Genomic DNA, 19969 nt, shown 5'->3' with positions numbered 1-19969 from the left:
GTTCATACGGACCGGCCAAAAGATCCACAACCCGGCGTCCGGGCCTCCGGAGGCGCCGGACCGCAGTCCGTCCGCCCGCCTGCCGCAGACCTGAAGGTCCCATGCCGCCCACGCTCGCCTCGCTCGTCCACCACTCCGCGCTCAAGCTGACCGTGCGCGCGGGCGAGGAACGCCTGGACACCCCCGTCCGCTGGGCGCACGCCAGCGAGCTCGCCGACCCCGTGCCCTACATGGAGGGCGGCGAGCTCCTCCTGATCACCGCGCTCAAGCTGGACGCGGAGGACCCGGAGGCCATGCGCCGCTACGTGAAGCGGCTCGCGGGCGCCGGGGTCGTCGGCCTCGGCTTCGCCGTCGGCGTGCACTACCCCGACATCCCCAAGGCCCTCGTCGACGCCGCCACCGACGCGGGCCTGCCGCTCATCGAGGTGCCCCGGCGCACGCCGTTCCTCGCCATCAGCAAGGCCGTCTCCGCCGCCATCGCCGCCGAGCAGTACCGCGCCGTGACGGCGGGCTTCGCCGCCCAGCGCGAGCTGACCCGGCAGGCCCTGAGCGACGGCCCCGAAGGGCTGCTGCTCGCCCTCGCCGGACAGGTCGACGGCTGGGCCGCGCTGTACGACGCGTCCGGCGCCGTCGTCGCCACCGCCCCGGAGTGGGCCTCGCGCCGGGCCGCCCGGCTCACCGCCGACGTCGAGCGGCTGCGCGAGCGGCCCGCGCCCGCCAGCTCCGTCGTCGCGGGCGCCGACGACCGCGTGGAGCTGCACTCGCTCGGCACCGGACGCAGGCCGCGCGCCGCGCTCGCCGTCGGCACGGCGGCCGCCCTCGGCACCGCCGAGCGGTACGCCGTGCACTCCGCCGTCGCCCTGCTGACCCTGACCACGGAGCGGTCCCGCTCGCTGCACGCCGCCGAGCAGCGCATCGGCGCCGCCGTGCTGCGGATGCTGCTCGCGGGGGAGCCGGACCACGCGCGCACCGTCGCGGGGGAGCTGTACGGCGGCCTCCTCGACGCGCCCTTCCGGCTCGTCGTCGCCGACGTGGCGTCCGCGTCTGCCGCGCGCGTGCGGGCGGGCGCCGACGGCGCGGGGGCCGAGGGCGACGCGTCGAAGGAAGCGACCCCGCAGACCGCGGCGCTCCTCGCGGCGGCCGGCGCGGGCGGCGGCACGGATCCGCTCGCCGCGCTCGTCGACGTCGTCGAGGCCGCGGCGGCGCGCTCCGGAGAAGCGCTCCTCGTCGTCCCCTACGGCGAGCGGCTCGTGCTCCTCGCCGTGGACGGGGGAGCGGGTGTGCGGGCCTGCACGGAGTACGCGGCGGCGCTGGAGTCCGCGCGCGTCGGCGCGGCGCACGAGGCCGCGGTCTCGGGCGAGGAGGCCGAGCTGGTCATGGGGCTCTCCGCGCCGGCCGGGCCGATCGCCGCGGCCACCGCGTACAAGCAGGCCGAGCAGGCGCTGTCCGTCGCGCGGCGGCGGGGGCGGGCTCTGGTCGAGCACGAGGAGCTGGCGGCGGGCTCGGTGCTGCCGCTGCTCGCGGACGACGCGGTGCGGGCGTTCGCGGACGGTCTCCTGCGGGCGCTGCGCGAGCACGACGCGACGGGGCGCGGCGATCTCGTCGCCTCGCTGCGGGCGTGGCTCTCCCGCCACGGCCAGTGGGACGCGGCGGCGGCGGACCTGGGCGTCCACCGCCATACGCTGCGCTACCGCATGCGCAGGGTCGAAGAAATCCTGGGCCGCTCCTTGGACGACCCGGACGTCCGCATGGAACTGTGGCTCTCCCTGAAGGCCACATCGACGACAACGGACTGACGCTGACGCGCTCTGCCGGTGCGCCTTTGTCCGTCGGTGGGGCGGGGCCGCGGGGGTATGTGCGTACTCGCCATCCCTGCGCCCCGCCCCAAGCCCAAAGACGCCATCGCCCGCTCGGTGCTCCGTTCGCACATACCCCCACGTCCCCTCGGGCCGGTCGTGCGCGTGCGGCCCGGTGGCCGCTCCCGCTGTGGGCAGGCGTTCCGCAAGGCGGAACGGGTGGGCACAGCCCCCGGTGCCGGGCGGCGATGACCGTGGCTCCAGCCCCGGCGCAGCCGCCCCGTGCCGGGCAGCGATGAAGGAGGCCCCGCCCCGGCCCACCCGGGGCACCCCGTACAAACCGGTTAAGGCCCCCCGGCCAGTACTCCGCGTCGGACAAACGTCAGGCCCACCCCCTGCCCCTACGGTGAGGGACGTACCCCCAGACACATCTCCGCGGAAGGGCCGGGAATCGACATGACTTCCATCCACGCCTTCTGGCTCGCCGGTCGCCAGACCACCGGCGAGACCACCTTCGACGTCACCTCTCCCTGGGACGGACGGGTCGTCGGCAAGGCCGCCGTCCCGACCGACGCCCAGGTCGAGGAGGCCGTCGCCGCCGCGTACGCCGTCCGCGACGAGTTCGCCGCGACCCCGGCCCACGTCCGCGCCGCCGCCCTCACGCACGTGTCGAACCGCCTGGTCGAGCGCACCGAGGAGATCGCCCAGCTGATCTCCGCCGAGAACGGCAAGCCGATCAAGTGGGCCCGCGGCGAACTCGGCCGCGCCATCTCCGTCTTCCGGTTCGCCGCCGAGGAGGCCCGCCGCTTCAACGGCGGCGAGGCCCAGCGCCTGGACACCGACGCCGGCGGCCAGGGCCGCCTCGCCCTGACCCGCCGCTTCCCCAAGGGCGTCGTCCTCGGCATCGCGCCGTTCAACTTCCCGCTGAACCTCTGCGCGCACAAGATCGCCCCGGCCATCGCCGTCGGCGCGCCGATCATCCTCAAGCCGGCCCCGGCCACCCCGCTCTCCGGCCTGATCCTCGGCGAGCTGCTCGCCGAGACCGACCTGCCGGCCGGTTCGTGGAGCATCCTGCCGGTCGCCAACGACAAGATGCCCGCCCTCGTCCAGGACGAGCGGATGCCGGTCATCTCCTTCACGGGCTCCGACAAGGTCGGTTACGCGATCATGGACTCGGTGCCGCGCAAGCACTGCACCCTGGAGCTCGGCGGCAACGGCGCGGCCGTGATCCTCGACGACTTCTCCTCGGACGAGGACCTCGACTGGGCCGCCTCGCGCATCGCGACCTTCTCCAACTACCAGGGCGGCCAGTCCTGCATCTCGGTGCAGCGGGTCATCGCGGACGCCGCCGTGTACGACCGGCTCGTGCCGCGCATCGTCAAGGCCGTCGAGGCCCAGGTCACCGGCGACCCGTCGGACCCGAAGACCGATGTCGGCCCGCTGGTCAGCGAGGACGCCGCCAAGCGCGTGGAGTCCTGGGTGGACGAGGCGGCCAGGGCCGGCGCCACGGTCCTCACGGGCGGCAAGCGCGACGGCGCCTCCTACGCGCCGACCGTCCTCGCCGACGTACCCGCCGACGCGACCATCGCGTGCGAGGAGGTCTTCGGCCCGGTCCTCACGCTGAAGAAGGTCAACGGCGAGGAAGAGGCGTTCGCCGCCGTCAACGACTCCAAGTTCGGCCTCCAGGCGGGCGTGTTCACGCACGACCTGCAGGTCGCCTTCCGCGCGCACCGCGCCCTGGAGGTCGGCGGCGTGGTCATCGGCGACGCCCCGTCCTACCGCGCCGACCAGATGCCGTACGGCGGCGTGAAGCAGTCCGGCGTGGGCCGCGAGGGCGTGCGCTACGCGATGGACGACTACACGTACGAGCGCGTGATGGTCCTGACCGGTCTCGCCCTCTAGGACGCGACCGCCCACCATCGGGCAAGACCCCGGCGCGCGCCTGTTCCGCGCGCCGGCGACGACGGCCGGAGCCCACTGTGCGGGGGCTCCGGCCGTCGTGCTGTACGCCGTGCGTCAGACGATGCGCTCCTGCGCGTCGAACTGGTCGACCGGCTCGTTCGTGCAGGCCGCCACCGGGCCGCCGAGCACGTTGCCGCCGACGCCCTGGGGCGCCGGGACGGCGCAGCGCAGGTCCACGTGGACGAACGAGGCGCCGTAGCTGTTGAGGATGCCGCCCGGGTCGCCGCCGATGGCCACGTCGCCGTTGTTGGTGGCGAACTCCGAGGAGTCGGCCGCGGCCACGCCCGCACCGCCGACCGTCGCGGCGGCGGCCGCCGCCATGAGCGCGGCACCGGTCAGTACTTTCCGGATCATCTGTGCTCCAAGAGGGGAGAGGAAGTCGATGGCAGCACGTGCGGCCATCAACCGGAGAAAACAGGGCGGCCGGGTAAAGGTCACCGCGTTTCATTCATTCAGGGCAATGCGCTGAGCAAATGCCCGAAGTCAATGTGTCGCGTCAATGGACCGAGTCAATGGGCCGAGTCAATGAGTCGAGTCAATTCAAGGGCGTAAATGTCGACCTGCATGGTCGATGGAGTGGAATTGTTCACGCGAATGCCGGAGAAACGAGAGGGCCCTCCCCCGGCCGTGCAAGGAGACAGCACGGTCGGGGGAGGGCCCGCTCAGACCCGCGACGAAGGAAGGGATCCCCGGCGCAGGGTCAGAGGATGCGCTCCGGGGCGTCGAACTGGTCGACCGGCGCGTTGTTGCAGGTCGTGACCGGGCCGCCGAGGACGTTGCCGCCGACACCCTGGGCCGCCGGGACGGCGCAGCGCAGGTCGACGTCGACGAACGGGGCGCCGTAGGCGTTGGCGACACCGCCCGGGTCGCCGGCGATGGCGACGTCACCGTTGTCGGTGGCGAACTCCGAGGAACCGGTGCCCGTACCGCTGACCGTGTCGCCATAAGCGACGCGGGCGGCCTGGTTCATGTCGTGCGCGCTGGTGGTCATGTTCTCGGCCTCGGGACCACTCGTCGTCGCCGAGGCCACACCGGCGGCGCTCACGGTGGCGGCGGTGGCGGCGGTCGCGAGCGCGGCGCCGGCCAGAACCTTCCGGATCATCATTTCTCCAATTCGAGAGGGGGTGACGGCTGCATTCTGCAGCAGTCGTTCTGCTGGAACGGGACTCCGGGAAGAAAGGTCACCCGCATTCACGCATTCAGTCCATTCGGTGCCCCGGACGCCTTGTGCGGAATGTGGACCGACAAAGTCCTTTGCGGACGAGCGGCGGAATGCGGGGCCCTCTCCGGCCGGCGCGGCGGCCGGTCCGGTCCGGCCGGATGCTGCGCGAGGGCTGGCCGGGATGCCCTGGATCGGGTACATACGATCGAGTAGCACCGGTCGGTAACGAGCCGGGCCGGTGGCCCCGACACGCGGCGAGGTGAACCTCATGTCCGCAACATCCCCCGCACCCGAGAACCGGGCGAAGGTCTCCGAACGAGAGGCCAGGCAGGTCGCCGAGGCCGCTCGTGAGCAGGACTGGCGCAAGCCGAGCTTCGCCAAGGAACTCTTCCTCGGCCGCTTCCGGCTCGACCTGATCCATCCGCACCCGCTGCCCCCCGGCCCGGACGCGCAGCGCGGCGAGGAGTTCCTCGCCAAGCTCCGCGACTTCTGCGAGACGAAGATCGACTCCGCCCGCATCGAGCGTGAGGCGCAGATCCCCGACGAGGTGGTCGAGGGGCTCAAGGAGCTCGGCGCGCTCGGCATGAAGATCGACACCAAGTACGGCGGGCTCGGCCTCACGCAGGTGTACTACAACAAGGCCCTCGCCCTGGTCGGCTCCGCGAACCCCGCGATCGGCGCGCTGCTCTCCGCGCACCAGTCGATCGGCGTACCGCAGCCCCTGAAGATCTTCGGCACCCAGGAGCAGAAGGACACCTTCCTGCCCCGGTGCGCCCGCACCGACATCAGCGCCTTCCTGCTGACCGAGCCGGACGTCGGCTCCGACCCGGCGCGGCTCGCCACGACGGCCGTGCCCGACGGCGACGACTACGTACTGGACGGCGTGAAGCTGTGGACCACCAACGGCGTCGTCGCCGATCTGCTCGTCGTCATGGCGCGCGTACCGAGGTCCGAGGGCCACAAGGGCGGCATCACGGCCTTCGTCGTCGAGGCGGCCGCCGAGGGCATCACCGTCGAGAACCGCAACGCGTTCATGGGCCTGCGCGGTCTGGAGAACGGCGTGACCCGCTTCCACCAGGTCCGCGTCCCGGCCGCCAACCGCATCGGCCCCGAGGGCGCGGGCCTCAAGATCGCCCTCACCACGCTCAACACGGGCCGCCTCTCGCTGCCCGCGATGTGCGTCGGCGCCGGCAAGTGGTGCCTGAAGATCGCCCGCGAGTGGTCGGGGGCGCGCGAGCAGTGGGGCAAGCCGGTCGCGTACCACGAGGCCGTCGGCGCGAAGATCTCCTTCATCGCGGCGACGACCTTCGCCCTGGAGGCCGTGCTCGACCTCTCCTCGCAGATGGCCGACGAGGACCGCAACGACATCCGCATCGAGGCCGCCCTCGCCAAGCTGTACGGCTCCGAGATGGCCTGCCTGATGGCCGACGAGCTCGTCCAGATCCGCGGCGGGCGCGGCTTCGAGACCGCCGCGTCGCTGGCCGCCCGCGGCGAGCGCGCCGTCCCCGCCGAGCAGATCCTGCGCGACCTGCGCATCAACCGCATCTTCGAGGGCTCCACCGAGATCATGCACCTGCTGATCGCGCGTGAGGCCGTGGACGCCCACCTCAAGGTCGCGGGCGACCTCATCGACCCGGACAAGTCCCTGTCCGACAAGGCGAAGGCGGGCGCCAAGGCCGGTGGTTTCTACGCCCGGTGGCTGCCGAAGCTGGTCGCGGGCCCCGGTCAACTCCCGCGTTCGTACGCCGAGTTCCACCCGGAGGGGCATGTCGACCTCTCCGGTCACCTCCGCTACGTCGAGCGCGGCGCCCGCAAGCTGGCCCGCTCCACCTTCTACGCCATGTCCCGCTGGCAGGGAAAGATGGAGACCAAGCAGGGCTTCCTCGGCCGGGTCGTCGACATCGGCGCCGAGCTCTTCGCGATGAGCGCGGCGTGCGTCCGCGCCGAACTCCTGCGGACCACCGAGGACTACGGCCGCGAGGCGTACCAGCTCGCCGACGCCTTCTGCCGCCAGGCCCGCATTCGGACCGACGAACTCTTCGACCGGCTGTGGACCAATACCGACGAACTGGACCGCAAGGTCGTCAAGGGAGTTCTCTCGGGAACGTACACCTGGCTCGAATCGGGGATCATCGACCCCTCCGGAGACGGTCCGTGGATCGCGGAAGCGGCCCCCGGACCCTCGAAACACGAGAACGTCCACCGCCCCATTCGCTGAAAGCCGTCACCCCCACCGCATTCCGCCCCAGCCGAAACCGGTCCGCTTGATGTGTGTGGTGCCCCCGCCCACAATGGGCGGACCGGCCGGCGAACCCAGGGGGGATTTCGGTGTCCGTCCTCAAACTGGAGCGTCTCACCGGAAAGATCATGCGCGCCGGCGAGGGCCGCATGCTCCGCAGGCTGGAACGCATCAGGGATCTCGTCAACTCCGTCGAGGGCGACATCGAGGAACTCTCCGACGAGGAACTGCGCGCCCTCACCGACGATTACAAAGATCGGTACGCCGAAGGCGAGAGCCTCGACGACCTGCTTCCCGAGGCCTTCGCGACCGTCCGCGAGGCCGCCCGGCGCACCCTCGGCATGCGCCACTTCGACGTCCAAGTGATGGGCGGCGCCGCGCTCCACCTCGGCAATGTCGCGGAAATGCAGACGGGCGAGGGAAAGACCCTCTCCGCGACGCTGCCCGCCTATCTGAACGCCCTCACCGGCAAGGGCGTCCACCTCGTCACGGTCAACGACTACCTGGCCGCGCGCGACGCCCGGTGGATGGGCCGCGCCTACCGCTTCCTCGGCCTGACCGTCGGCGTCATCAGGGCCGAGATGAGCCCGGCCGAGCGCCGCGAGGCCTACGCCTGCGACATCACGTACGGCACCAACAACGAATTCGGCTTCGACTACCTGCGCGACAACATGGCCTGGTCGAAGGGCGAACTCGTGCAGCGCGGACACCATTTCGCGATCGTCGACGAGGCCGACTCCATCCTCATCGACGAGGCCCGCACCCCGCTGATCATTTCCGGCCCGGCCGACCAGCCCACGCAGTGGTACGGATTCTTCGCCGCCGTCGTACGGAACATGAAGGGCGTCGCGATCCAGGAGGAGAAGTTCACGACCCCGCAGCGCAAACTCGAACTCGCCGAGCTGCGCGCCGCGCACGACTACGAGTACGACCCGAAGAAACGTACCGTCGCCGTCCTCGACAGCGGCGTGGAATTCCTCGAGGACCAACTCGGCATCGACAACTTCTACGACTCCGCCCACACGCCCCTCATCGGCCAGCTGAACAACGCGCTCAAGGCCAAGGAACACTTCAAGAAGGACAAGGACTACGTCGTCACCGACGGCGAGGTCCTCATCGTCGACGAGCACACCGGCCGCATTCTCGCCGGCCGCCGCTACAACGAGGGCGTCCACCAGGCGATCGAGGCCAAGGAAGGCGTCACGATCAAGGACGAGAACCAGACGCTCGCCACGATCACCCTGCAGAACTTCTTCCGCCTCTACGAAAAGCTCTCCGGAATGACCGGCACGGCCATGACCGAGGCCGCCGAGTTCCACCAGATCTACAAACTCCACGTGGTGCCCATCCCCACCAACAAACCGATGGTCCGCGCCGACCGGCCCGACGTGGTCTACCGCGACGAGTCCGTGAAGTTCGGCGCGGTCGTCGAGGACATCGTCGAGCGGCACGACGCGGGCCAGCCGATCCTCGTCGGCACGGTCTCCGTGGCGAAGTCCGAGCACCTCTCCGCGCTGCTCAACCGGCGCGGCATCCGGCACGAGGTGCTCAACGCCAAGAACCACCGGCGCGAGGCACAGATCGTCGCGCAGGCCGGCCGCAGGGGCGCCGTCACCGTCGCCACCAACATGGCGGGCCGCGGCACCGACATCATGCTCGGCGGCAACCCCGAGGCCATGGCCGAGGCCGAGCTCAAGGAGAGCGGCCTCACCCCGGAGGAGGCCCCCGACAGCTACCGCGCGGCCCTGGAGCGCACCGAGGCCGCCGCGCGGGCCGAGCACACCGAGGTCAAGGAGCTCGGCGGCCTCTACGTCCTCGGCACCGAGCGCCACGAGTCGCGCCGCATCGACAACCAGCTGCGCGGCCGCAGCGGCCGCCAGGGCGACCCCGGCCAGTCCCGCTTCTACCTCTCCCTCGGCGACGACCTGATGCGGCTGTTCCGCGCCGAGCTGGTCGAGCGGGTCATGCTGATGGCCAACATCCCCGACGACGTCCCCATCGAGAACAAGATGGTGACCCGCGCCATCGCCTCCGCCCAGTCCCAGGTCGAGCAGCAGCACTTCGAGACCCGCAAGAACGTCCTCAAGTACGACGAGGTCCTCAACCGCCAGCGCGGCCTGATCTACCAGGAGCGCCGCCGCGTCCTGGAGGGCGAGGACCTCCGCGGGCAGATCCACCACTTCATGGACGACACCGTCGAGGGGTACGTCGCCGCGGCCACCGCCGAGGGCTTCGCCGAGGAGTGGGACCTGGAGCGGCTGTGGAGCGCCTGCCGCCAGCTGTACCCCGTGCGGGTGACCACCGAGGACCTCGACCAGGAGGCGGGCCACCGCTCCGACGTGAGCGCCGAACTGATCGCCGAGGCCCTGCGCGACGACATCCACGCGCGCTACGAGGAGCGCGAACGGGCGCTCGGCGAGGACGTCGTGCGCGAACTGGAGCGCCGCGTCGTGCTCTCCGTCCTCGACCGCAAGTGGCGCGAGCACCTCTACGAGATGGACTACCTCCAGGAGGGCATCTGGATGCGGTCCTACCTCGGCCGGGACCCCCTCTTCGAATTCCAGCGCGAGGGGTACGAGATGTTCGTCGCGATGATGGACGCCATCAAGGAGGAGTCCGTCGGCTATCTGTTCAACCTGGAGGTCCAGGTCGAGCCCCAGGAACAGGCCCAGCGGGACGCCGTGGAGATCAGCGCCAAGGGCCTCGGGGCGGGCCGCGCCGACGCCCGGCTGCACTTCAGCGCGCCGACGATGGACACCGCGGAGGGCGTCATGGAGGGCGACTTCACGGCCGCCGACGCGGCGCCCGCGGACCGCCGCGGCAAGCGGCGCTGACCGCCGCCGTACGCCACGTACGCGCTATCGGGGCCCGCGCTGTCCGGCCGGGCCGCCCGTGCGGCCACAATGGGGGGATGAGCGACAGCCCATCCCCCCTCGCCGACCCGCACCTCGTCTTCGACCCCCTGACGGGAGACGGTCCGCGGGATCTCGTGATCCTCGGCTCCACGGGCTCGATCGGCACCCAGGCCATCGACCTCGTCCAGCGCCACCCGGACCGCTTCCGCGTCACCGGGCTCTCCGCCGCGGGCGGCCGCGTCGGCCTCCTCGCGGAGCAGGCGCGCCGGCTGCGCGTGAAGACCGTCGCGGTCGCCCGCGAGGACGTCGTCCCTGCGCTGCGCGAAGCCCTCCGGGACCAGTACGCGGGGGAGCCGCTCCCCGAGATCCTGGCCGGGGCCGACGCCGCCACCGAGCTCGCCGCCTCCGACTGCCACACGGTCCTCAACGGCATCACCGGCTCCATCGGCCTCGCGCCGACGCTCGCCGCTCTGGAGGCGGGCCGCACCCTCGCGCTCGCCAACAAGGAATCCCTCATCGTCGGCGGCCCCCTGGTCAAGGCGATCGCCAAGCCCGGCCAGATCATCCCGGTCGACTCCGAGCACGCCGCGCTCTTCCAGGCGCTGGCAGCCGGCACGCGCGCGGACGTACGCAAACTGGTCGTCACCGCCTCCGGAGGCCCCTTCCGGGGACGTACGAAGGCCGATCTCGCCGATGTCACCCCCGAGGACGCCCTGGCGCACCCCACCTGGGCCATGGGCCCGGTGATCACCGTCAACTCCGCGACCCTGGTCAACAAGGGTCTGGAGGTCATCGAGGCGCACCTGCTGTACGACATCCCCTTCGACCGCATCGAGGTCGTGGTCCACCCCCAGTCGTACGTGCACTCCATGGTGGAGTTCACCGACGGCTCGACGCTCGCCCAGGCCACGCCGCCCGACATGCGCGGCCCGATCGCCGTCGGCATCGGCTGGCCCGAGCGGATCCCCGACGCCGCTCCCGCCTTCGACTGGACGAAGGCGTCGACCTGGGAGTTCTTCCCCCTCGACAACGACGCTTTCCCGTCGGTCGGGCTCGCCCGGCACGTCGGGGAGCTCGCGGGCACGGCCCCGGCGGTGTTCAATGCCGCCAACGAGGAGTGCGTCGACGCGTTCCTGAAGGGCGCGCTGCCCTTCAACGGCATCATGGAGACGGTGACGCGGACCGTGGAGGAGCACGGCACACCGGCCGCGGGAACCTCCCTGACCGTCGCGGACGTCCTCGAGGCGGAGACCTGGGCGCGTGCTCGGGCACGTGAACTGGCAGCACAGACGACCGCGGAGGCTCGTGCATGACGACCTTGATGATGATCCTCGGGATAGTCGTCTTCGTGATCGGGCTGCTCTTCTCGATCGCCTGGCACGAGCTGGGGCACCTGTCGACCGCCAAGATGTTCGGCATCCGCGTGCCCCAGTACATGGTCGGGTTCGGCCCGACCCTCTTCTCGCGCAAGAAGGGCGACACCGAGTACGGCATCAAGGCCATCCCCCTCGGCGGCTACATCCGCATGATCGGCATGTTCCCGCCGGGCGCGGACGGCCGCATAGAGGCACGCTCCACGTCGCCGTGGCGCGGCATGATCGAGGACGCCCGCTCGGCGGCCTTCGAGGAACTCCAGCCCGGCGACGAGTCCCGCCTCTTCTACACGCGCAAGCCGTGGAAGCGCGTGATCGTGATGTTCGCGGGCCCCTTCATGAACCTGGTCCTCGCCGTGGCGATCTTCCTCGGCGTCATGATGACGTTCGGCATCAACAGCCAGACGACCCAGGTCAGCAAGGTCTCGGACTGCGTCATCCAGCAGAGCGAGAACCGCGACAAGTGCGCGAAGGGCGACCAGGTCGCCCCGGCCAAGGCGGCGGGCCTCAAGGCCGGCGACAAGATCGTCGCGTTCCAGGGGCAGGCCGTCGACGACTGGTCCACGCTCCAGTCGAAGATCCGCGACACCATCGGCCCGGCCACGATCACGGTCGAGCGCGACGGCAAGAAGCTCGACCTGCACGCGACCCTGATCAAGAACCAGGTCACCAAGACCGACGGCGACGGCGCCTACGTCGAGGGCAAGTACGTGAACGCGGGCTTCCTCGGCTTCACCCCCGCCAGCGGCATCGTCCAGCAGTCCTTCGGCCAGTCCGTGGACCGCATGGGCGACATGATGGAGAACGGCGTCGAGTCGATCATCGCCCTGCCGTCCAAGATCCCCGACCTGTGGGACGCGGCGTTCGGCGACGGCGAGCGCAAGCAGGACTCCCCGATGGGCGTGGTCGGCGCGGCCCGCGTCGGCGGCGACGTGTTCACCCTGGACATCCCGCCGGAGAACCAGATCGCGATGATGCTGTTCCTCATCGCGGGCTTCAACCTCTCGCTGTTCCTCTTCAACATGCTGCCGCTGCTCCCGCTCGACGGCGGCCACATCGCGGGCGCCCTGTGGGAGTCCGTGCGGCGGAATACGGCCAAGGTTCTGCGCCGTCCCGACCCGGGACCCTTCGACGTCGCGAAGCTGATGCCGGTCGCCTACGTGGTGGCGGGGATCTTCATCTGCTTCACGATCCTGGTGCTCATCGCGGACGTGGTGAACCCCGTGCGCATCTCCTGACGAGGCGCGCAGGACGTCGGCGGAACGCGGACGTCCGCGGGAAGAAGTCCCGGTAACGAGAAGTTTGCGGCGGCCCGGCACCCTATGTGGCGGGCCGCCCACCATTGAGTGGAGTTGTGGCCGTGATGTGCCCGGCTCCACCGGGGTGCCGTAATCTCGGAGTCCGGAGCCCGCCGATCTCGGGACCCTGATCCACACACAGTGATCCACACTCTTGGGGATGCTCGCCAGATGACTGCCGTATCGCTCGGAATCCCGTCCGTTCCGACCAAGCTCGCCGACCGAAGGGTCAGCCGCAAGATCCAGGTCGGTTCGGTGGCCGTAGGCGGGGACGCGCCGGTCTCGGTGCAGTCGATGACCACCACGCGTACGTCCGACATCGGGGCGACGCTGCAGCAGATCGCGGAGCTGACCGCGTCCGGCTGCCAGATCGTGCGGGTGGCCTGCCCGACGCAGGACGACGCGGACGCGCTCGCCACGATCGCGCGGAAGTCCCAGATCCCGGTGATCGCGGACATCCACTTCCAGCCGAAGTACGTCTTCGCGGCGATCGACGCGGGGTGCGCGGCGGTCCGTGTGAACCCCGGCAACATCAAGCAGTTCGACGACAAGGTCAAGGAGATCGCGCGGGCCGCCAAGGACGCGGGTACGCCGATCCGCATCGGCGTCAACGCGGGATCGCTGGACGCCCGTCTCCTGAAGAAGTACGGCAAGGCCACCCCCGAGGCCCTCGTCGAGTCGGCCCTGTGGGAGGCGTCCCTCTTCGAGGAGCACGGCTTCCGGGACATCAAGATCTCGGTCAAGCACAACGACCCGGTGGTCATGGTCAACGCCTACCGCCAGCTCGCGTCCCAGTGCGACTACCCGCTCCACCTCGGCGTCACCGAGGCCGGCCCCGCCTTCCAGGGCACGATCAAGTCGGCCGTCGCCTTCGGCGCGCTGCTCTCCGAGGGCATCGGCGACACGATCCGCGTCTCCCTGTCGGCCCCGCCGGCCGAGGAGATCAAGGTCGGCATCCAGATCCTCGAATCCCTCAACCTCCGCCAGCGCCGCCTGGAGATCGTCTCCTGCCCGTCCTGCGGGCGCGCCCAGGTCGACGTCTACAAGCTCGCCGAAGAGGTCACCGCGGGCCTGGACGGCATGGAGGTCCCGCTCCGCGTCGCCGTCATGGGCTGCGTCGTGAACGGCCCGGGCGAGGCCCGCGAGGCCGACCTCGGCGTCGCGTCCGGCAACGGCAAGGGCCAGATCTTCGTCAAGGGCGAGGTCATCAAGACCGTCCCCGAGTCCAAGATCGTGGAGACCCTCATCGACGAGGCGATGAAGATCGCCGAGCAGATGGAGAAGGACGGCGTCGAGTCCGGCGAACCGACGATCTCGGTCGCGGGCTGACCCCACACGCCCCGGTGCCCCGCCGCTCCCGAAGCGGCGGGGCACCCGCATGTCCACAGCCGCCCTCTCCACCCACCGGGGGCCACCGGGCACGTCCTGCCCCGTAGGACGCGGCCGGGAGCCCCCCATCGGAGGCGGCCGGGCACCTCCTGCCCCATCGGACGCGGCCGGGCAGCCCCTGCCGCACCCGAGGCCACCGAGGCAGCACCCACCCGCCCCGGTCCGGAGCCGCGACACCTCACCCACCCACCCACCCGCCCCTACTCCCACCCGACGTCGCGGGGCGAACGGGTGGGTGGGTGGGAGCAACGCCGCGCAGCGGCGAAAGGACCCCGGGCCGCACCCGGGCCGCACCCGCGCACCCAGGGCGGCCCCCACAGACAAAAGGCGCCCCCGCACAAGGCGCCCCCGCCAGGTACAGTGCGGAGATCAGCAGACCGTATGGTGAGGCCCCCGCACGTGTTGACTCAGACCACCACCCGGGTCCTCGAACCGAGTGACCTCGACGCCGCGCTCGCCGTGCTCGACCGCGAGCCGGTCGCGAACGCCTTCGTGACCGCCCGCGTCCAGGTGGCGGGCCTCGACCCCTGGCGCCTCGGCGGCGAGATGTGGGGCTGGTACGAGGACGGCATGCTGGAGTCCCTCTGCTACGCGGGAGCCAACCTCGTCCCCATCTGCGCCACCCCACGGGCCGTCCGCGGCTTCGCCGACCGCGCCCGCAGGGCAGGCCGCCGCTGCTCCTCGATCGTGGGTCCCGCGGGCCCCACGGCCCAGCTGTGGCGCCTGCTCGAACCGTCCTGGGGCCCCGCCCGCGAGGTCCGCGCCCAGCAGCCCCTGATGGTCGCCGACCGCCTCCCGGACGACGTCGTCCCCGACCCGTACGTCCGTCGCGTCCGCAAGGACGAGATGGAGACGATCATGCCGGCGTGCGTCGCGATGTTCACCGAGGAGGTCGGCGTCTCGCCGCTGGCCGGCGACGGCGGACTCCTCTACCAGGCCCGCGTCGCCGAACTCGTCGGCTCCGGCCGCTCCTTCGCCCGCCTCGACCAGGACGGCAAGGTCGTCTTCAAGGCCGAGATCGGCGCCGCCACGGCACAGGCCTGCCAGATCCAGGGCGTCTGGGTGGCCCCCGAGTACCGCGGCCGCGGCCTCGCCGCCCCCGGCATGGCCGCCGTCCTGCGCTACGCCCTCGCGGACGTCGCCCCCGTCGTCAGCCTCTACGTCAACGACTTCAACACCGCGGCCAGGGCGGCGTACCGACGGGTCGGCTTCCAGGAGGTCGGCGCGTTCATGAGCGTCCTGTTCTGAACCGGCCGACACCGTGCCCCGCCCCGCCGAGCGCCCTGTTCAGAAGCGCGGCGGCGCGAAGTAGGGTCGCCCCATGACTGACGACGTCGTGATCGGGCCGCTCGACCTCGCCGCGCGGGTCGACGAGGCGCTGCGCGTCCAGGCCCACGCCTTCGGTCTCAGTGACGACGAGGTGGCCGTACGACGGCAGATCGTGCTGCGTCACCTCACCTACCCCGGCGCCCGCGCCTTCGGCGCCACCACCCCCGACGACCGGCTCGTCGGCTTCGTCTACGGCATGCCCAACGACCGCGCCCACTGGTGGTCGACCGTCGTCGAGCCCTATCTGCGCAGCCGTGACCTGGACGGCTGGCTGGACGACTCCTTCGTCATCACCGAACTGCACGTCCACCCCGGCCACCAGAACCGCGGTGTCGGACGCGCGCTCATCACCACCATCACGGACGGCGTCGCCGAGCCCCGCTCGATCCTGTCCGCCATCGACGTGGAGAGCCCGGCCCGCGGCCTGTACCGCTCGCTCGGGTACGCGGACCTGGCCCGCCGCGTCCTGTTCCCCAGCGCCCCCAAGCCGTACGCGGTGATGGGCGCCCCCCTGCCCCTGCACCGTCACCGCTGAATCGATTTCCGACCGGGGCGGGGCGCCGGATAACCTCCTGGGACCAACCTTTCGCAGCAGGAGTCAAGAATCATGGCCAAGGCCCAGGTCCAGCGCATGTCCCGGTTGATGGCGAAGACCCTGCGCGACGACCCGGCGGACGCCGAGGTACTGAGCCACAAGCTCCTCGTCCGCGCCGGTTACGTACGCCGTACCGCCGCCGGCGTCTGGTCCTGGCTGCCGCTGGGCAAGAAGGTCCTCGCCAACGTCGAGCGCGTCGTCCGCGAGGAGATGGACGCCATGGGCGCCCAGGAGGTCTCGCTGCCCGCCCTGCTGCCCAAGGAGCCCTACGAGGCGACCGGCCGCTGGACCGAGTACGGCGCGGAGCTCTTCCGCCTCAACGACCGCAAGGGCGGCGACTACCTCCTCGGCCCCACCCACGAGGAGATCTTCACCCTCCTGGTCAAGGACCAGTGCACGTCCTACAAGGACCTGCCGGTGATCCTCTACCAGATCCAGACCAAGTACCGCGACGAGGCCCGCCCCCGCGCCGGCATCCTGCGCGGCCGCGAGTTCCTGATGAAGGACTCGTACTCCTTCGACCTGGAGGACGAGGGCCTCGCCCAGTCGTACGCGCTGCACCGCGCCGCGTACCAGAAGATCTTCGCCCGCCTCGGCCTCGACTACCGCATCTGCGCCGCCACCGCCGGCGCCATGGGCGGCTCGAAGTCGGAGGAGTTCCTCGCCCCGGCCGCGGCCGGCGAGGACACCTTCGCCGACTGCCCGAACTGCGACTACGCGGCGAACACGGAGGCGGTCTCCTACGCCCTGAAGCCGGTCGACGCGGCCGGTGTGCCCGCCGCCGAGGAGATCCCCACCCCCGACACCCCGACCATCGAGACGCTCGCCGCGCACCTCGGTGTCGAGGCGTCCGCGACGCTCAAGAACCTCCTGGTGAAGGTGGACGGCGAGATCGTCGCCGTCGGCGTCCCCGGAGACCGCGAGGTCGACATGGACAAGGTCGAGGCCCACTTCGCCCCGGCCGCCGTCGAGCTGGTCACGGCCGAGGACTTCGAGGGCCGCGACGACCTCGTGCGCGGCTACGTCGGGCCGCAGGGCCTGGAGAAGGTCACCTACCTCGCCGACCCGCGCGTCGCCCCCGGCACCGCCTGGATCACCGGCGCCAACAAGGACGGCGTGCACGCGAAGAACGTCGTCGCGGGCCGCGACTTCGAGGTCGACGCGTACGTCGACGTCGTCGTCGTCCAGGAGGGCGACCCGTGCCCCCAGTGCGGCACCGGCCTCAAGCTGGACCGCGCCATCGAGATCGGCCACATCTTCCAGCTCGGCCGCAAGTACGCCGACGCCTTCCAGCTCGACGTGCTCGGGCAGCAGGGCAAGCCGGTCCGCGTGACCATGGGCTCGTACGGCATCGGCGTCTCGCGCGCCGTCGCCGCGCTCGCCGAGCAGCACGCCGACGACAAGGGCCTGATCTGGCCCGAGGAGATCGCCCCGGCCGACGTCCACGTCGTCGCCGCGGGCAAGGCCCTGCAGACCGAGCTGGCCCTGGAGGTCTCGGACAAGCTGGCCGCGGCCGGTGTCCGGGTCCTGGTCGACGACCGTCCTGGCGTCTCCCCGGGCGTGAAGTTCACCGACTCCGAGCTGATCGGTGTGCCGAAGATCCTGGTCGCGGGACGCCGCGCCGGTGACGGCGTCGTCGAGCTGAAGGACCGCCGCACCGGCGAGCGCGAGGAGCTCACGGTCGACGAGGCGATCGCCCGCCTCACCGCCTGACGGCCCCCGCACACGAAAGAGGGCGCACCCCGCACGGGGTGCGCCCTCTCGCGTACCGCTACAGCCAGCCCGCGAACTCCAGGAGCAGCTCCGCGTCCTGCGTGCGCCCGACCCGCCGGGCCCGGACCCCCGACTCGACCGCGCGGAACAAGGTCCAGCCCCGCAGCCGTTCCTGGTCCACCTCCAGGGACTCGGCGAGCTTCTTCACACGCCGTCGCGTGATCGAGGCGCCCGAGGGCGAGGCGATCAGGTCCTCCACCCGGTCACGGACCAGCCGCGCCAGATCGAAGGCGGGCTCGCCCACCACGGGGTCGGGCCCCACGGCCAGCCACGGCAGCCGGTCCCCGGCGAGGACCTTGCTCTGCCGGAAGGTGCCGTGCAGCAGCCGGGCCTCGGGCGCGGCGGCGAGCAGTTCGTCGCGGGCGGCCAGCGCCGCGTCCACCAGCGGCGCGACCTCCGCGTCGGCGGCGGCCCGCATGGCCTCGGCCTGGCGCCCCGTCCGCTCGGCGACGGTCTCGAAGCGGTGGCCGGCGGGCGGCTCGACCCACAGCCGCCGCAGCGTCCCCGCGGCCTCCAGGAGCGCCTTGGCCTCGGGCAGCGAGCGCACGGAGACGTCCCTGTGCAGCCGTTCGAGCAGCACCGCCCCGTCGGCGGCGTCCGGGTCGAGGAGCCGGACGGCCCCGAGGCCGCCCCAGTGCGCGAGCGCGGCCCGCTCGCTGCCGGGGCGCGAGCGGGGCGGCACGAGCTTGAGCACGGCGGGTGTGCCGTCGGCCAGCTTCACCAGCAGCACGAGCCCGCTGCGGCCACCGGGGACGTGCATCCGTTCGACGGTCAACTCGCGTAGAGCGACGGCCTGTTCGGCTGCCTCGGGCAGCTTCTCCAGCCAGTCGTCGCCGTCCTGCGCCGTCTCGCCGAGTGCCGTGACGAGGCGCTGGGGCGGTTCGAAAGCCATGCGCGAGTCGTTCCCTTCCTGGACGTCCTGGCCCGGTTACGCCTTGGGGGTCGCCGGTGCCGTCGAGCCGGACGCGGCGGACCGCTCGGCGAGCCCAGGGAAGGCTACGCTCCCGCCCCGCCACCGCGCCGCCCGGACCGCGGCCTCGCGCAGGGCCGCGGCCGCGCTGCCCCGGCGGGTGCCCGCGGCGGCGCGGACGAGGTCGGAGTAGACGCCCGCGACCCGGTCCTCCAGCTCCGCCGCGAGCCGCACGGCCGCCGCGGAGTCCGGCACGGGGAACGGCAGGGCGTAGGCCGCGTCGGCGGGCTGCGGCTCGCCGCCCAGGTCACGGACGGTGCGCTGCAACTCGTCGCGCCGGGCGCGGTGCGCGTCGTACGCCGTGCGCGCCTCGGCCCGGCGCGCCTCGCCGATCCGGCCGCCGACGACGCCGTAGCCGTACACGGCCGCGTGCTCGGCGCTCAGGGCGGCCTGCACGGCCTTCAGCTCCTCGTCCTCGGCGGCCCGGGAGGAGCCGTTCGGGACCATCGCGCGGCTCACTTGTCGTCCTCCGTCAGCAGATAGGCGTGGGCAGCGCCCGCGGCGGCCACCGAGGCGAGCAGCCTGGCCTGCTCGGCCGGGGCGTCGAGCAGGGCCTCGGACCTGCGGTCGGCGAGCTCGCGCTCGGCCTTGGCCAGGTCGCGTACGGCCCGCTTCGGGTCGGACGCCACGGACGGCGCGGGCGAGGGCTTCGCGGAGGCGGAGGCAGGGGCGGAAGCGGACGGCTTCGCCGAGGGGGAGGCCGGAGCCCCGTCGTCCTCGAACGCCTCCGCGTGCCGCCGCACCTCGTCCCGCAGCGGCCCGAGCCGCCCGGCGAGCGAGGGATGCGCGGCGAGCACCGCGTCGTAGCGCCCGAGGAGCACCCTGCTGTCCTTGGCGGCGCGGGCGCGCAGGCGCCGGGCCGCGGAGGGGCGTTCGTCGGTGTCGGTGGCGTCCGTGCAGCCCGCGAGCAGCGCGGCCGACGTGACGCCGGCGGCCCCGGTGAGCAGACTCCTTCGGCGCGGGCCCGGACGGGACCGCGGGGTGGTGAGATACGGCGGCACGGCAGACATCCTCGGAAGGAAGGCCAAAAGGCGTGAACGAGAAAGGAACGGAAGGGAAGAACGGGTGGGCGCGGGCCCGGTGATCACCGTACCTTCGGACCGCCCCGCTCCCGGCGATCGGCTCGGTGCCGGGGCCCGAGTCCTCCCGCCGGTGGGCGGCAACACCCCTTCGGACCGGATACCCTTTGACCTGACACGCGACGATCCCACAACAGCACACGCGGCCG

15 protein-coding genes are annotated in these 19969 nt (G+C 71.8%); 10 read left to right on the top strand and 5 right to left on the bottom strand.

Going from position 1 to position 19969, the window contains the following annotated elements:
* Positions 1-101 precede the first annotated feature (101 nt).
* Entirely contained in the window at positions 102-1796 is a 1695-nt protein-coding gene (locus AB0L89_RS07250; protein WP_365135771.1) for a PucR family transcriptional regulator, read from the top strand.
* Positions 1797-2252: 456 nt separating this feature from the next.
* On the top strand, positions 2253-3698 hold the full coding sequence (locus AB0L89_RS07245) for an aldehyde dehydrogenase family protein (protein WP_365135768.1): 1446 nt from the start codon (positions 2253-2255) through the stop codon (positions 3696-3698).
* Positions 3699-3812: 114 nt separating this feature from the next.
* Here AB0L89_RS07245 and AB0L89_RS07240 read toward each other — a convergent pair whose 3' ends face one another.
* Both AB0L89_RS07240 and AB0L89_RS07235 read right to left on the bottom strand, forming a co-directional pair.
* On the bottom strand, positions 3813-4160 hold the full coding sequence (locus AB0L89_RS07240) for a hypothetical protein (protein ID WP_365135765.1): 348 nt from the start codon (positions 4158-4160) through the stop codon (positions 3813-3815).
* 298 nt (positions 4161-4458) lie between these two features.
* Positions 4459-4863 carry a hypothetical protein gene (locus AB0L89_RS07235; protein WP_365135762.1) on the bottom strand — a complete coding sequence of 135 codons (405 nt, stop codon included), beginning with the start codon at positions 4861-4863 and terminating at the stop codon, positions 4459-4461.
* A 325-nt stretch (positions 4864-5188) separates the two neighbouring features.
* On the opposite strand from AB0L89_RS07235, the gene AB0L89_RS07230 reads away from it, so the two are divergent.
* The 8 genes from AB0L89_RS07230 (at position 5189) to AB0L89_RS07195 (ending at position 17711) form a co-directional block, all read left to right on the top strand.
* Positions 5189-7138: an acyl-CoA dehydrogenase family protein gene (locus AB0L89_RS07230; protein WP_365135759.1), complete on the top strand. Its 1950-nt coding sequence runs from the start codon at positions 5189-5191 to the stop codon at positions 7136-7138.
* Positions 7139-7287: 149 nt separating this feature from the next.
* Entirely contained in the window at positions 7288-9993 is a 2706-nt protein-coding gene (secA, locus tag AB0L89_RS07225) for a preprotein translocase subunit SecA (RefSeq protein WP_365137158.1), read from the top strand.
* 77 nt (positions 9994-10070) lie between these two features.
* Positions 10071-11327, top strand: coding sequence for a 1-deoxy-D-xylulose-5-phosphate reductoisomerase (dxr, locus tag AB0L89_RS07220; protein ID WP_365135756.1), 1257 nt, complete (start codon positions 10071-10073; stop codon positions 11325-11327).
* The gene (locus AB0L89_RS07215; protein ID WP_365135753.1) at positions 11324-12625 is read left to right on the top strand and encodes a site-2 protease family protein; all 1302 of its coding nucleotides are present in this window, start codon (positions 11324-11326) and stop codon (positions 12623-12625) included. The genes dxr and AB0L89_RS07215 overlap by 4 nt, the downstream gene beginning before the upstream one ends.
* Before the next feature lie 231 nt (positions 12626-12856).
* Positions 12857-14014 carry a flavodoxin-dependent (E)-4-hydroxy-3-methylbut-2-enyl-diphosphate synthase gene (gene ispG / locus AB0L89_RS07210; RefSeq protein ID WP_365135750.1) on the top strand — a complete coding sequence of 386 codons (1158 nt, stop codon included), beginning with the start codon at positions 12857-12859 and terminating at the stop codon, positions 14012-14014.
* A gap of 459 nt (positions 14015-14473) precedes the next feature.
* Positions 14474-15322, top strand: a complete 849-nt coding sequence (locus AB0L89_RS07205; RefSeq protein ID WP_365135747.1) for a GNAT family N-acetyltransferase — start codon at positions 14474-14476, stop codon at positions 15320-15322.
* A 73-nt stretch (positions 15323-15395) separates the two neighbouring features.
* Positions 15396-15938, top strand: a complete 543-nt coding sequence (locus tag AB0L89_RS07200; protein ID WP_365135744.1) for a GNAT family N-acetyltransferase — start codon at positions 15396-15398, stop codon at positions 15936-15938.
* A gap of 72 nt (positions 15939-16010) precedes the next feature.
* Positions 16011-17711: a proline--tRNA ligase gene (locus tag AB0L89_RS07195; protein WP_365135741.1), complete on the top strand. Its 1701-nt coding sequence runs from the start codon at positions 16011-16013 to the stop codon at positions 17709-17711.
* Between the two features lie 58 nt (positions 17712-17769).
* Here the strand turns inward: AB0L89_RS07195 and AB0L89_RS07190 are convergent, their stop codons facing one another.
* The 3 genes from AB0L89_RS07190 to AB0L89_RS07180 are packed head-to-tail and all read right to left on the bottom strand — an operon-like array spanning position 17770 to position 19751.
* Positions 17770-18663: an aminoglycoside phosphotransferase family protein gene (locus tag AB0L89_RS07190; RefSeq protein ID WP_365135738.1), complete on the bottom strand. Its 894-nt coding sequence runs from the start codon at positions 18661-18663 to the stop codon at positions 17770-17772.
* 36 nt (positions 18664-18699) lie between these two features.
* Positions 18700-19188: a ferritin-like domain-containing protein gene (locus AB0L89_RS07185; RefSeq protein ID WP_365137155.1), complete on the bottom strand. Its 489-nt coding sequence runs from the start codon at positions 19186-19188 to the stop codon at positions 18700-18702.
* An 8-nt stretch (positions 19189-19196) separates the two neighbouring features.
* Positions 19197-19751: a hypothetical protein gene (locus AB0L89_RS07180; RefSeq protein ID WP_365135735.1), complete on the bottom strand. Its 555-nt coding sequence runs from the start codon at positions 19749-19751 to the stop codon at positions 19197-19199.
* Positions 19752-19969 lie beyond the last annotated feature (218 nt).

Origin of the sequence: Streptomyces sp. NPDC052114 (assembly GCF_040680155.1) — a bacterium.
Classification (GTDB): Bacteria; Actinomycetota; Actinomycetes; order Streptomycetales; family Streptomycetaceae; genus Streptomyces.
Note: the sequence above shows the minus strand (reverse complement) of the source record. Positions and strands in the feature narration are given on the sequence as shown.